The sequence below is a fragment of the Elusimicrobium simillimum genome (genome assembly GCF_049639735.1).
Lineage (GTDB): Bacteria > Elusimicrobiota > Elusimicrobia > Elusimicrobiales > Elusimicrobiaceae > Elusimicrobium > Elusimicrobium simillimum.
Genome location: NZ_JBEVVA010000003.1, coordinates 170,267 through 183,927 on the forward strand (window position 1 = coordinate 170,267; position 13,661 = coordinate 183,927).

The 13,661-nt window shown below is 43.1% G+C and carries 11 protein-coding genes and 1 pseudogene; 6 read left to right on the forward strand and 6 right to left on the reverse strand.

Annotation, left to right across the window (positions count from 1 at the left end; all coding sequences use genetic code 11):
* The first annotated feature begins 4 nt into the window (after positions 1–4).
* Positions 5–1,204, forward strand: coding sequence for an FprA family A-type flavoprotein (locus tag AAIR98_RS01465; protein WP_423970473.1), 1,200 nt, complete (start codon positions 5–7; stop codon positions 1,202–1,204).
* Between the two features lie 2 nt (positions 1,205–1,206).
* Positions 1,207–1,707 (forward strand): flavin reductase family protein, encoded by a 501-nt coding sequence (locus AAIR98_RS01470; RefSeq protein WP_423970474.1) that lies wholly within the window; start codon positions 1,207–1,209, stop codon positions 1,705–1,707.
* 494 nt (positions 1,708–2,201) lie between these two features.
* On the opposite strand, the gene AAIR98_RS01475 is transcribed toward AAIR98_RS01470, so the two are convergent.
* The 4 genes from AAIR98_RS01475 to AAIR98_RS01490 form a co-directional block, all read right to left on the reverse strand.
* Positions 2,202–2,894 (reverse strand): ankyrin repeat domain-containing protein, encoded by a 693-nt coding sequence (locus AAIR98_RS01475; protein ID WP_423970475.1) that lies wholly within the window; start codon positions 2,892–2,894, stop codon positions 2,202–2,204.
* A gap of 69 nt (positions 2,895–2,963) precedes the next feature.
* Positions 2,964–3,122, reverse strand: coding sequence for a rubredoxin (gene rd, locus AAIR98_RS01480; RefSeq protein ID WP_423970476.1), 159 nt, complete (start codon positions 3,120–3,122; stop codon positions 2,964–2,966).
* Between the two features lie 76 nt (positions 3,123–3,198).
* Positions 3,199–4,179, reverse strand: coding sequence for a signal peptidase I (lepB, locus tag AAIR98_RS01485; protein ID WP_423970477.1), 981 nt, complete (start codon positions 4,177–4,179; stop codon positions 3,199–3,201).
* Between the two features lie 90 nt (positions 4,180–4,269).
* On the reverse strand, positions 4,270–5,337 hold the full coding sequence (locus AAIR98_RS01490; RefSeq protein ID WP_423970478.1) for a glycosyltransferase: 1,068 nt from the start codon (positions 5,335–5,337) through the stop codon (positions 4,270–4,272).
* A 145-nt stretch (positions 5,338–5,482) separates the two neighbouring features.
* Between AAIR98_RS01490 and AAIR98_RS01495 the strand changes: the two genes are divergently transcribed.
* Entirely contained in the window at positions 5,483–6,940 is a 1,458-nt protein-coding gene (locus AAIR98_RS01495; protein ID WP_423970479.1) for an alpha-amylase family glycosyl hydrolase, read from the forward strand.
* 488 nt (positions 6,941–7,428) lie between these two features.
* Here the strand turns inward: AAIR98_RS01495 and AAIR98_RS01500 are convergent, their stop codons facing one another.
* Positions 7,429–8,172, reverse strand: coding sequence for a nucleoside phosphorylase (locus AAIR98_RS01500; protein WP_423970480.1), 744 nt, complete (start codon positions 8,170–8,172; stop codon positions 7,429–7,431).
* A 243-nt stretch (positions 8,173–8,415) separates the two neighbouring features.
* Here AAIR98_RS01500 and AAIR98_RS01505 point away from each other — a divergent pair.
* From AAIR98_RS01505 to AAIR98_RS01515, 3 genes and pseudogenes are all read left to right on the forward strand, one after another.
* Positions 8,416–9,777 (forward strand): annotated as a pseudogene (locus AAIR98_RS01505) (alanine/glycine:cation symporter family protein).
* A gap of 1 nt (position 9,778) precedes the next feature.
* Positions 9,779–10,690 (forward strand): magnesium transporter CorA family protein, encoded by a 912-nt coding sequence (locus AAIR98_RS01510; protein ID WP_423970481.1) that lies wholly within the window; start codon positions 9,779–9,781, stop codon positions 10,688–10,690.
* Between the two features lie 21 nt (positions 10,691–10,711).
* A complete protein-coding gene (locus AAIR98_RS01515; protein ID WP_423970482.1) occupies positions 10,712–11,218 on the forward strand; it encodes a type IV pilin protein in 507 nt (168 codons plus the stop codon).
* Between the two features lie 59 nt (positions 11,219–11,277).
* Here AAIR98_RS01515 and AAIR98_RS01520 read toward each other — a convergent pair whose 3' ends face one another.
* Positions 11,278–13,638, reverse strand: a complete 2,361-nt coding sequence (locus AAIR98_RS01520) for a DUF3536 domain-containing protein (RefSeq protein ID WP_423970483.1) — start codon at positions 13,636–13,638, stop codon at positions 11,278–11,280.
* Between the last annotated feature and the right edge of the window lie 23 nt (positions 13,639–13,661).

Below are 13,661 nucleotides of genomic sequence, written 5' to 3' on the forward strand. Positions count from 1 at the left end.
AAATATGAAGGCTATTAAAATAACGGACAAAGTTTACTGGGTAGGCGCTATAGATTGGAATTTAAAGGATTTTCACGGCTACTCAACCAAGCGCGGCACCACCTATAACGCGTACCTTGTACTGGGCGCTAAACCCACGCTTATAGACACTGTTAAAGAGCCTTTTTATGACGAGATGATGAGCCGCATTAAATCAGTAATAGACCCAAGCAAAATTGAAATAATAATATCTAACCACGCGGAAATGGACCACAGCGGCGCACTGCCAAAAACGGTAGAAGTTATAAAACCTAAAGAAATTTACGCGTCGGCAATGGGTCTAAAAAATATAGATTTACAGCTGCATGATAACCTGCAAATTAAAACGGTAAAAACAGGCGACAGTATTGATATAGGCGACGACAAAATAACTTTTTACGAGTCCCGCATGCTGCACTGGCCAGACAGCATGGTTTCGTTTTTAGAAAATGAAGGCATTTTATTTTCCAACGATATTTTTGGCATGCACTTTGCCACCGACCGTTTATTTGACGACCAAGTGGACGAACACGAATGGTTTTATGAATGCGTAAAATATTACGCCAATATTATTACCCCCTACAGCGATATCGCGCTTAAATTTTTAGAATTTGCCGAGACGTCAGGACTAATAGCCAAAACCAAAATAATAGCGCCTGACCATGGCTTTATATGGCGCAGTGACCCGGCAAGAATTGTTAATCTTTACAAAGAATTTGCCACACAAGCCTACACCAATAAAGCCGTTGTTATTTACGATACAATGTGGGGCAGCACCAACAAGCTGGCGCACAGCGTGGCCGAGGGGCTTAGACAAGGCGGCGTAAACGTAAAAGTTATGAACATGCACGTGGAACACAGAAGCGACGTTGTGACCGAGGTTTTAACCGCCGGCGCCGTTGTAATGGGCACGCCTGTTATGAACTCATACATGTTCCCCGCGCTTGGCGACATCCTTTTTTACATGAAAGGGCTTAAAAAGAAAAATTTAGTTGGCGCGGCGTTTGGCTCATATGGCTGGGCCCCGGCGCCTATAGATATGCTTAGCAAAGAAATGGAAAGCATGAAAATAGAAATAGTGGCCGAGCCTCTTAAAGTAAATTTTGTACCTACGGAGGCGGATCTTGAAAAGGCTGAGGAGCTTGGCAGAACTGTAGCAAAAAAATTAGCGGAGAAGTTAAAATAATTATGTTAGACCAAACAGCGTTAAATAAAATTTCCTACGGGCTGTATGTGTTAACATCGGCCAAAGAGGGCAAAATTAACGGTATGATAGTAAACTCCGTCATACAAGTTACGGCCGAGCCCGCCAAAATACTGGCCTCCGTAAATAAAGCAAGCTTAACGCACGAATATATAATGGCAAGTAAAGTTATGGCTATAATGCCTGTAACGGAACATGCCGATATGTTGTTTATAGGCAATTTTGGCTTTCGTACAGGCAGAAATTTTGATAAATTTGCTAAATATAAATATGAGCTTGGCATTACCGGCGCGCCCATTGTGCTGGATAATACCAATGCCGCGTTTGAGGTTAAAGTAAGCCAAACCGTAGACGTAGGCACGCACACATTATTTATAGGTGAAATAGCGGAAGCTAAAAATATTTGCCCCGACGCCTGCATGACATACCAGTACTACCACGAGCAATTAAAAGGTAAGGTGCCTAAGGGCGGGACACACGGGTAATTTATAGTTTCGCGCTTTGAGCGCGATTTACTTTTTTTATCGTAAAAAAGTAAACAAAAATCTCGCCCCGCCGTGGTCGAGCAAGGTGTTTTAAGGGTTTTTGAATAACTCGTAAAAAATTTTGCTGTAGTACGGCAACCTATAAATTTTTTACTCAAACAGAATTCAAAAAATACCCTTAAAAACTTTATATATTGCCTCTCCTTGACTGCGGGGCAGGAATAACGGCACTTATATGTTAGAGGAGGGGTACGGCACTGATTTATTTTAGCGGGCCCTTTCGCTTTGCTTAGGGGTACGGCAAACGGCACTTGTTTTATTTCCTCCCCCTCTTACGGGGGAGGTCGAGATGAGCGTAGCGAATCCGGGGGAGGGTGATGTACACAAATATGTCTGTTATAAAATAGAGTAGTACTTTTGGCAAAACTATGTGAAATTTAATAATACAACTGCATTTATAACAACAATAACTGCACAAATAAAAAAACCCCGTTTTATAAACGGGGTTTTTGTTTTAAATAATCAAGAATCTCTTTGTTTACTTTATTTTTATGTTCTGACAGATAATCATCAATTGAGGTATAATTTTTCCCGCTGTCCCAAATTTCTAATTCATTGAGTTTTGCGTAGTTATTATCTACTAAAAATTTTATCAACTCTATATTATTATGTTGTATCGCTACGCCCAAGGCTTTATCTGTATCGACGGCGCCTTTTTGCGCTAAATACTTTGCGATATCCGTGTGGCGGGCAAAAGCCGCTTCAACTATAGGCGCTTCAGAAAAGCCTATTCCGTCAGTCGAAATATTTATATCCGCGCCATTATCTATAAGGTACTTTACTACATCCATTCTGCCGTAGCTTGCAGCGCAGGCTAAAGGTGTGTAGCCGCGCCATTTAACATTGGGACTGTGACCTTCTTCTATCAGTTTTTTTACGGTGGTAAAATTAATGTTTTTACCGGCAACATCACCCTCATCAGATATGCAAACGGCTGCGCCTAATGGATTGTCTTCTGATAAGACGGCTTTTGGTTTTTTTACTGTATTATTAGTTGTAACAGTCCCGGCAATATTTGCGGCGGGTGCCTTTTTTACATCATTGTCTTTAACTGTTTTTTGCTGTTTCGCATTACAAGAAGTAATCATGAAACAAAAAATAAAATAAATAAAAAAGATTTTTTTCATATTCTTTTGCCAATTCAATATATTAAATTTGAAATAACCCTCCCGGATTAGCTCCGGGAGGGTTTTATTTTACATAGGTGAAAACTGGTCTTTACCTACGCCGCATGCGGGGCAAACCCACGTGTCGGGCACTTGTTCCCAAGGTGTGCCGGGTAAAATACCTGCGTCAGGGTCCCCTACTGCAGGGTCATAAACATAACCGCAAACATTGCATACATATTTTGTCATAATCTCTCCCCTTAGGTTGCTGGTAACGGCAACCGTATTAAAGTAATTTAATTATATATTTTTACCGTCAAAGTGTCTATTTTATCAACTTAATTCTGCTGGCGGGCCAGTGTATAAACCAGGCTTTGCCTTTAATGTTTTCCCTTGGTACCGGGCCCCAAAAGCGGGAGTCGCAGGAGTTGTCCCTATTGTCGCCAATGGCGAAGTAAGAGTCTTCCGGCACGGTAACCGGGCCAAACTGGTCGCGCAGGTAAATGCTGTAGTAATGCTCAAGTTCACGGTCTTCCCATTTTTGTTGGTAAGATTCTTTGCTATCTGGCAGCGGGATAAGCGGGTAGCGTTCTATATTTTCATATAACTCATAGTCTTGGTGGGGCACGGCCTCGCCGTTTATGTAAACCTGCGCGCCTCTTACTTCCACGGTATCGCCGGGCATGCCTATTACTCTTTTAACATAATCTCTGCCGTACTGCGGGCCGCCGCAGTTTATTTGCTCTCTGCTGTCAGCGGGGAAGGCAAATACAATAACATCGCCGCGGTTAACTTTGTTAAATTCTAAAAACCTTATATCCGTTAACGGTATTCTAAAGCCATAGGTAAATTTGTTAACAAAAAGGTGGTCGCCCTCAATAAGAGTATTACGCATAGAGGCCGACGGTATTTTGAATGCCTGTATAAAAAAGAACATTACAAAAGCGGCCAAAAGCGCGGAAAAATAAATGGTGTCGGCCCATTCATAATCTTTATCAAAAAGTTTAACTTTTTTCTTTTTATCGGCACGCCACGCGCTTATAAAAGCCCAAATACTAAGCCCCAGTATAACAGCTAAACTAAACAGCTTTTTAGTTAAAGAAGTCTCGGCCAAAGCGGCAGCGTCGCCGCCGTTGGAAACAAAGTCAAACAGCCACAATGCCAAGGCGGCGGCAATGGCGGCAAAAGCGACGTGCAGCACCGTAAAAATATATTTATTTTCCAATAAATTTTTCTTTTTTAAAACCTTGGCGGCAACCGCCCATACCAGCATTATTACGCCTATAATAAAAAGTCTTGATTCCATAATACCTCTTAATTTAATTAATATAATAAAGTCATGTTCATATATTTTGCTGAGCGCGGGCGGAGACAAGCTCCGCCCCTACAAACTGTTCTATAAATAAATTTGTAAATGTTCTGCCAAATAATCTGTTTTTAATTCCTGCGCTGCCTTTAGTGATTCCTGGCCGAAAGATTCTCTGAGCTGCGCGTTATCCGCCAGCTCGCCCATAACGGCGGAAAATAAAACCGGGTCATGCTGGTTTACCACAAAGCCGTTTTTACCGTGGCGGCATACAACAGTGTTGTCGCCAACGTCACTGGTAATAAGCGGCTTGCCGCAAGCGGCGGCTTCTAACAGCGCCAAAGGCAAAGACTCTTCTAAAGACGGCAGCACAAAAATATCGGCGGCATTGAGCAGCGCGGGCACGTCTTCTCTCGCGCCAAAAAAAGTTATGGCTTTATCAATTTGCAGTGTAGCGGCTAAATTTTGTAAAGCTTGTTTTTCCGCGCCTTCGCCCACCAGCCATAAGGCCGTGTTTTGGTTTTTAGCATAGAGTTTTGCAAACGCGTTTAACAGCGTTGCCTGCGCTTTGTGCGGATGCAGGCGGGCCACGTTTATAAAAACAATTTTATCTTCAGCATTGTTTGCCGCGCGGGCCATTTTTCTAAGTAAATCGTCGGGCACAAAATCTGGCGCCGGGGTGTTTAAAATAATTTTTACTTTATCTTTGTTGTAGCGTTGGAAAGTTAATAAAAACTCGGCCGTGCTGTGTGATTCGGCCAGGCTAAGGTTGTCTTTGCTTTTTAAAGCGGCGTCAACAATACGCAAAAATTTACTTTTTTTCATGTAATTTGCGTGCGGTGTGGTAAACAGTTTAAAGTCCTGCTTTAACATCCTGCACATTTGTATGGCGCGGTAAAGCATGGCGTGCACAACATCGGGCTTAAAAGCTGCAATTTCATTTTTTAGTTTGATTAAATCTGTTATTTTGGGCCAGTAACCCATGTTTAAGGACGCTACTTTTACCCCGTTTTCATGTAATTTTTTGGCGTAAAAACCCGCCGGGTAGAGGGTTATAACTTTAACGGTATGTTCTTTACTCATGCTTAGGGCCAGTTCCCCCGCAGCTTTTTCCGCCCCGCCCATATCCGTGGAAGTTATAACAAAAAGTATTTTCATAGGTCTATTATACAAAGCTTGCGCCATATATGTAATATAATTTAAATAAAAACATTTACAGAACTGCGGAAAAGTGGTATAAATATTTAAGGGTAGAAATCTACCAAGCGGTAAAAAAATAAAAAGACGCAAAAGGGGTTATTTTATGAGGACAAACCCTCATATCTTAGAGGTTAACACGGGAGTTTGGTTAAAACTGCTTAGCGACAGATACGCTAAGCCAATGACTATTTGTCACGTACCCGATGAATGTTTGGACGAAATAAAGGCCATGGGCTTTGACGCCGTATGGCTCATGGGGGTATGGCAAAAAAGTCCGAAAGCGCAGGAAATTGCCCGCGCCAATGAGGAGATAAACAGGGCAGTGTCGTATATATTCCCTGATTATAAAAAAGAAGATATTAAAGCTTCGCCTTATTCCGTATACGCCTATACCGTTGACAGTGAGATAGGCACAGAAGAGGGGCTGAAAGACTTAAAAAGACGTTTTAACGAGCGCGGCATAGCGCTGCTGCTTGATTTTGTGGGCAACCACCTTGCCATAGACCACCCCAAAACATTGACGGATCCAGACCTTTTTATAAACACGGGCACCAACCCGCCTACCACGGACCCGGACTTGTTTTTTAAAACCGAAAACGGCTACTACATAGCGCACGGCAGAGACCCGTTTTTCCCGCCGTGGACAGACACCGCGCAGCTTAATTATTTTAACCCAAAAACGCAGGATTACATGATGGAAGTGCTTAAAAAAATCATGACCTTTTGCGACGGGGTGCGCTGTGATATGGCTATGCTTTCGCTTAACAAAGTACAAAAAGACACCTGGTGGAAGTTTTTAGGCGGACAAGAACCCGGTGAAGAATTTTGGACAAGAGCAGTGCGTGAAGCCAGGGAAATAAATTCCGATTTCATTTTCATAGCCGAAGTTTACTGGGGCCTTGAATGGGAAATACAGGAAATGGGCTTTGATTATACATATGATAAAGTTATGTATGACAGGCTGCGCTTTTCCTCGGCCGAAAATATTAAGGGGCACTTGGGCGCCGAACATTTGTATCAAATGCGCTCCATAAGGTTTATCAGCAACCATGACGAAGAATCCGCCATGCAGGCTTTTGGCAGAGATAAGGCGTTGGCCGCAAGCACGCTGATTGCCACAATACCCGGCGCCAGAATGTTCTTTTGCCAACAGTTGTACGGTTACAAGCACCACCTGCCTGTGCAGTATGTCGGTTATACGGGCGAGGCGGACGCGGAGCTGTTTAATTTTTACACGCGGCTTTTGTCTTTAATTAACCATCCGTCTTTTCACGGCGGGCAGTGGACAATTAAGAATTTAACCTCTGTTAATGACAGCGAAACACACAAAAATATTTTAGCGTGGACATGGATACAAGGCATGGAACATAAACTTGTGGTTATTAACTATTCAGGTGAGCAGTCCATCGGGCACATGACTCTTAATAAGCATAAGTTTAAAACAATTGCCGAGGACTTACAAGGACTTGAAATTACTGAATCCGCCGATGAGCTGTATAAAAACGGACTAACCGTAGACCTAAAACCCTACGAAAGCAGAATCTACTCACTAACATTATAAAAAAAGCCGGGGCAAAATCGCCCCGGCTTTTCTCTTAAAAATTTTTTGTCGCGTTGCGTCCCGGCTGTGCCGCTCTCGGTGTTCGCTTGGGTTTCAATAAGCGGAAAAGAATTTCTTCGGCTTTTGGCGTCTTTTTAATTTTTCTGATTCCAACACACCCACCGTGTTCCCGCACCAAGTGTGCCGAAATCAGAAAAATTAAAAATACACTCAAAATCCTGTGAAATTCACTACTATAGCAGCACTAATTATAACGGCACTAATTTTATTTCCTCTCCCTCTTAGGGGAGAGGAAGCGAGTGTACACGAGCAGGTGAGGGTGATATACACAAATATGTGTTGTTTTAAAATAGAGTACTTTTAAAAATATAAATATTTCCCTCACCTGCTTTTTGCATGCTGCTGCGCAGCAAACAACGCAAAAAAACTTTCTCCATATCTTTATATATGCATGCTACGCTAAGGTAGAGAAAATATAAAGGTACTTATTATTTAAAAGACTTTAAACATGTCTTTAATATTTGCTGCATGCTGTCGTTTATGTTTTTGTGGCCGAAAGCCGGTTCCCATTTAAGGTTGGCCAAGGTATCGCTTATGGCAAACATTGCGCCGCAGTTAACTTTGTGGTGTTCCGCTATGGCAAAGGCGGCGGCGGCTTCCATCTCAACGGTTTGTACGCCGTTTTCTTGATAAAACTTAACCTCAGGCGCGGTTTCTCTGAACAAAACATCCGTCGTCCATGTCGGGCCATAATGATAATCTTGTTTGTCATCACGCAAAACATCTTTCACTTTTTGGGTGAGGGAAACTGACGGAAAAGAGTAGTGGCCAGGCGTTACGTAGCTGGATGAAACGCCTTCATCACGCAGCGCTTTTTCGCACAAAACAATATCCCCAATCTCCAAATTTTTCTGTAAAGCGCCCGCTATGCCTATTAACATAAAATTTTTGCAGCCCAGGCCAATCAGCACTTCCATCATCATGGCAAAAGCGGGGGCCCCCATGCCAAAATTTGTTACAAAAGCGGCGTCGTAACCTTCCAACACATAAATATCACCGTCTAAACGGTAGAATTTATTTTTGTAATTGTTGGCCACAACTTTAGTCAGCATAGACACGGGGCACATAACAATATTAGGCGGAAGTTTTAAATCTGCCTTGATATGTGCCAGATAATTGGCCGCGCCGGAAATGGCGGCTTCTAGGTACTTTTTGTCCTTAGGGTATATCATAAAATTTTGTAAAATTTGAATTAAGTTAGTTTATTTAATATTCTAACAAATTCCAATCTTACCGTGTTTTATAATCATATATAATCACACAAAAAGAGGCCGCCAATGTTACAGGCAATAATGAATATAGACGGAGTAGCGCAAATCTGGACAGGTATAAAAGGCGTTTTTACGCTGGACCTTACTATGGCCACATTTTACAACCTTATAGAAGGGTTTAATACTCTTGTATGGGGTGTGCCAATGATTGTACTTATTTTTTCTTTGGGGATATATCTTACTTTTAAGCTTGGTATTATTCAAAGACATTTGTTTAAAGGTATTAAGCTTTCCGTAGCTAAAGACGACAGTGAGGGCGAGGTAAGCAACTTTGGCGCGCTGGCGGTTACAATAGCGGCAACAGTGGGCACCGGCAGCATTATAGGCGTAACCACGGCAATCGCCGTTGGCGGGCCGGGCGCTATTTTTTGGATGATTATAGCCGGCTTTTTCGGCTTTGCCACAAAATACGCCGAATGTTTTTTGTCAGTTAAATATAGAGTGCACCTTGGTTCCGGCGAATATGTGGGCGGGCCTATGTACGTGCTTGCTAACAGGCTTAAAAGCAGGAAAATGGCGATAGGCTTTGCCATATCAACATTGGTAATGTCTTTTATAGCGGGCGGGCTTTTACAGGCTAACTCTATTGCCGACGCCATGAGAGAAGGTTATAATTTAAACCCCTGGTTTACGGGCATTGGCGTGGCGGTTCTTACCGCGGTGGTCGTGCTTGGCGGCGTTAAAAGAATTGCCAATATTTGCGAATGGCTGGTGCCTATAATGGGCAGCGTTTATCTTTTGGCCGCTATTATAATTGGCGTGATGTTTTATGAAAGAATACCCATGGCCATAGTTTCTATATTTAAAGGCGCTTTTACAGGCTACGGCGCCGCGGGCGGCGCGGTTGGCGTGGGCATTATGGGTATAGTACAGGCCATAGTTTCCGCCTTAAGGGCGGGAGTCAGCAGAAGCGTTTTAGCTACCGAGGCCGGGCTTGGCAGCGCGTCCATAGTGGCGGCGGCCGCTAAAACTAACAGCGCGGTAAGGCAGGCTTTAATATCTTCAACCTCGGTATTTTGGACAATACTTATATGTACAATCACAGGCATGGTAATAGTATTGGCGGGCGACTAGCAGAACCCAAACGTGTTTGCCGCCAACCTGTGCAACAGCGCTTTTAAAAATATTCCTTATGTGGGCACGCCGCTGTTAATATTTTCTTTAGCCACATTTTCTTTCACCACAATTTTAGGGTGGTGTTATTACGGTGAAAAAGTGTTACAATTTTTAGAGGGCGACAAATGGATAACCCCGTTTAGAATTGTGTGGCTTATAACCATGGTTTTTGGTGCCGGGTTAGGCACCGCGTTTACACTTGATTTATTTGTTGCCGACGGCCTTGCCAAAGTGGTGGAAAGTAACGCCAGCACACGCTTTATGTGGGCGGCAACAATATGCGCCATGGCGTTTATGACAGTTATCAATATATACGCTATAATTAAGTTAAGACACGAAATAAAAGAAGACACAGAAAAGTATATTAAGGCGGACGTTTTGGATAAATAATATGAGACGCTATACCATAGAAAACGGAAAGATTATAGAAACCGCGGCTGAAAACAGCCCTATTTTGCTGTTTGCCAATCCTACCGTGGACGAACAAAAATATCTTATAGAAGAGTTGAAAATAGACGAGCACACCCTAGCGTCCGCGTTGGACCCTGAGGAGCAGCCCCGTCTTGAGTTTGAACCTGAACACGCGGCTCTCATTTTTAAACGTCCCAAAAATTATTCCGGCAAAGACCAGCTGGAATTTAAAGTAGCTTCTATGGGTTTGTTTATTTATGAAACCAGGCTTGTTATTGTAATCTCAGAAGATATACCGCTGTTTATAGGTAAAAAGTTTTTTAACGTTACGGGTATTAACGACGTGTTTTTAAAGCTTATGTATAACTCTATTACGCATTATATAGAGCATTTGCGTGTTATTAATTTAATTTCAGATGAGATTGAAGATAAAATGGCAGAGTCTTTAGACAATACATATTTATTGAACCTGTTCAGCTTAGAAAAAAGTTTAGTTTATTATGCCAACGCTATCAGCGCCAACGGCATGGTGTTTGAGAAACTGCGCAACTTTTCCGCCCGTATAGGCCTAGACGAACCTAACAGAGAACTTTTAGATGATATTATAGTTGAAAACGGGCAGTGCTTAAAACAGGCTGAAATTTACTCCAACGTTTTGGCCGGCCTTATGGACGCCAGAGCCAGCATTGTAAGCAACAATCTTAACCTTCTTATGAAAAACCTCAACGCCATTACCATATGGATAATGGTGCCCACGTTTGTTGTGAGCGCGTTCTCCATGAACGTGGAAATACCCATGCAGTTCCACCCCAACGCGTTTTGGATGGTTATAGGACTGGCTATAATTTCAGTGTGGTTAATTATTACTTATTGGAAACATAGAAACTGGTAAAAAGAAATTAAAGAGGAATATATGGACATAAAAGGAAATATATTTAAAGCAAAAGGATTCACTCTTATCGAACTTCTTGTAGTAGTTTTAATAATAGGTATTTTGGCGGCTATTGCGCTGCCGCAATATACAAAGGCGGTTACTACCGCTAAAATAAAAAGGATGTTCCCGCTTGTAAAATCACTTACCGACGCGCAGCAAAGATATTTTTTACAACACGGTTCTTACGCTTTCAAGGCTGAAGACTTGGACATAGAGCTGCCGGCCGGAAGTACAGAGGGAGACTCTGTGGAAAATACCTGGCAGTCTTACACGCTTGGCGGAAATATAGGCCGTATAACGGTATATAATAACGGCGCCGTTCAATATGCGTCTACTGTGGCGGACGCGCCTAATATAAACGGCAGCCAAGAGGACGGCTTATTATGTATAGCTGAAACGGACAAAAAATACGCCTATTGTAAATCTTGGGGTTTTACTAAGCATATAGCTACATGGGGCGACGCTAAAGTATATGCTCAGCCTTAAGCTTTTATTTAAAAACCCTCGCCAATAATTATTGGCGAGGGTTTTTTGTTAAGATAAAACTAAACAACTACTTTCATTTTTCTTGCCAGTACTTTAAATGATGATTCTTCTTTAACCATAATCGGCAGTTTTTTTAGGCCCAAAAACACGTCTTCCTGGCCATAAAAAACGTCCGGCGCAAACGGCTGCTGTGACACGCTGGCCAAAAACTCTATTATGGTAAGCGCGTTGTCTCTGGTAGGATCTTCTTTAAAGATCCCGCTTAAACTTTGCAGTCTTTCCTGCGCGGCCGCACGCACCTCGTCTATGTTTAATTTTAGGTTAAGACTGTTGGCGTCTTCCATCAATTCTTCCAGTCTGGCGGCGTCAACGTGGCCGGAGGATAATTCCTGTTTTAAATCCTCTTTTATAACAAACTGCGCGGCGTATAAAAACGCCGGCGGCAACGGCGCGCCTATAAATTTAAGTTCGCGCAGCAGCGGGTATTGAGAGTCAAAAACCTCGTCAAACATTTGTGTTGTTTTATCGCGCACGTTTGTTATTATTTTTTTAACCACCATTCTTTGCGTGTCTTTAAATAAATCAGACAATGTGTAAGCGTCATTAAACAAGGCCTGCATTTCTTCCATAGCAATTTCTGTAGGTTTGTTTTTAATAATTTCTTTTATTTGTTCCACGCTTAAAGGCAGCTCTTTGGCGGAGTAACATACCAGCCTGTATTCCTGCGCGTAAAAAAGTACAAAGTGCAGCTTGTATGACTCCAGCGTAAATTTAGACGTAAACACAGCGCTGCCTATTATTGCTTTGGTGTTTTCCCCCTCTGTTATTTCATGCCGTTCGTCCGAGACTTTGTAAGAGAAAATAGTGTCGCAATGCTCGTCGTATATTAAAGAAATGGCGTAATGCGCGGCAGCCTTTTCAGGTGTGAAAGCGGCGTGTTTAATAAATTTTTCATAAACAATGCCGCCATTGCTGTACCCGGGTACATTGCTGGGCGCAAGCGCTAGTTTTGTAATAAAGTCTGGCTCAATATCAACGCCTGTTAAGTTTTTGTTTAACTCTATTACGCGCGCGGCGTACTGCATAATCTGCACGGTTTCTATGCCGCTGATTTCGTCAAAAAACCAGCCGCAGCTTGTGTACATAAACATAGCGTTAAGCCCCATTTCCATCAGCTTAAGCGCGTTTTGTATATTTTGTTTACCTTTGTCGGTGGCGTTGTTTTGCAGGAAAGAGTTTATGGCCTCTTGGTTTCTGTCGGCAAGAATAACGGAGATATAGTTGTTTCTGGCAATCCACGGGTCATTAAAATATTCTTTGCCAAGCGTGTCAAAAGTTTTTATAGAGTGTTCTCTTATAAAATCAAGCGCGTCGCGCAGCGGGCCTCGCCACTTTTGGTTCCAGCCTTGGTGCATGCCGGAGTTGCACCCGCAGTCGCTACGCCAGCGTTCTACGCCGTGAAAGCAGCTCCAGGATGTATCTTCAAAAATAACGGCTTCATAGGTTGGCGGATTTTTTTCTAAAAACTCGCCGTAAATTGTAATTTGCGCAAGGTTATTGTCTTGCACATGTTTAAGGCAGTAGGCCAGCGCCATGTCGGCAAACTTTTGGTGGTGGCCGTAAGTTTCCCCGTCTGTGGCAATATGCACCAGCTCTGTTTGTGTTTGGCTGGCAGGCGTGTAAGCGCCCAAAAGGCGCGCGGCAAAATTCTCACCGCTTTTAAGAGTATCGCCAAAGGCTATGCCTTGCGATATAGGCCCGTCATAAAAAAACAATGTTATGGTTTTGCCGGAGGGCAAATTGAACAGATACGGGCGCTTAGGGTCCACTTTAGCGCCTGAAGTATCGGTCCAGTTTTTGTCGCCTATTTTGCGTACTCTGGCGCATTGGCCGGGGGCGAGAATGGTAAACTTAATGCCGTACTCCGCCAGCAGCTCCAGCGTGGGCGTGTCGCAGGCGGTTTCGGCCAGCCACATGCCTTCGGGCATGCGGTTAAAACGTGACTTAAAATCTTCCATCCCCCAAATAATTTGCGTGCGTTTATCGGCCTCGTTTGTAAGCGGCATTATCATGTGGTTGTACACCTGCGCTATGGCGCTGCCGTGGCCGGAAAAGTTTTTTTGAGACGCTTTGTCCGCGTCTAGTATGGCCTGGTAAACGTCGGCGTTGTTTTCTTTTAGCCATGAGAGTAGCGTCGGGCCAAAGTTGAAACTTATTAAAGAATAATTGTCTACTAAAGCCGTTAAATCTTTATCCCCGTTAAGTACCCTTGAACTTGCGTTAGGCCCGTAGCATTCTGCGGTAATACGGGCGTTCCAGTCGTGATACGGCGCGGCGGACTCCTGAACCTCCACAGTCCCCGTCCATGCATTTTCCCTTGGCGGTTGGTAAAAATGCCCATGTATGCATAAATATTTCATACTTACATTGTAATATTTTAATG

Coding starts and splice junctions, on each gene's coding strand:
- AAIR98_RS01475 (WP_423970475.1), bottom strand. CDS start 2,894: ATGAAAAAAATCTTTTTTATTTATTTTATTTTTTGTTTCATGATTACT.
- rd (WP_423970476.1), bottom strand. CDS start 3,122: ATGACAAAATATGTATGCAATGTTTGCGGTTATGTTTATGACCCTGCA.
- AAIR98_RS01510 (WP_423970481.1), top strand. CDS start 9,779: ATGAGACGCTATACCATAGAAAACGGAAAGATTATAGAAACCGCGGCT.
- AAIR98_RS01520 (WP_423970483.1), bottom strand. CDS start 13,638: ATGAAATATTTATGCATACATGGGCATTTTTACCAACCGCCAAGGGAA.
- AAIR98_RS01500 (WP_423970480.1), bottom strand. CDS start 8,172: ATGATATACCCTAAGGACAAAAAGTACCTAGAAGCCGCCATTTCCGGC.
- AAIR98_RS01515 (WP_423970482.1), top strand. CDS start 10,712: ATGGACATAAAAGGAAATATATTTAAAGCAAAAGGATTCACTCTTATC.
- AAIR98_RS01495 (WP_423970479.1), top strand. CDS start 5,483: ATGAGGACAAACCCTCATATCTTAGAGGTTAACACGGGAGTTTGGTTA.
- AAIR98_RS01465 (WP_423970473.1), top strand. CDS start 5: ATGAAGGCTATTAAAATAACGGACAAAGTTTACTGGGTAGGCGCTATA.
- AAIR98_RS01490 (WP_423970478.1), bottom strand. CDS start 5,337: ATGAAAATACTTTTTGTTATAACTTCCACGGATATGGGCGGGGCGGAA.
- lepB (WP_423970477.1), bottom strand. CDS start 4,179: ATGGAATCAAGACTTTTTATTATAGGCGTAATAATGCTGGTATGGGCG.
- AAIR98_RS01470 (WP_423970474.1), top strand. CDS start 1,207: ATGTTAGACCAAACAGCGTTAAATAAAATTTCCTACGGGCTGTATGTG.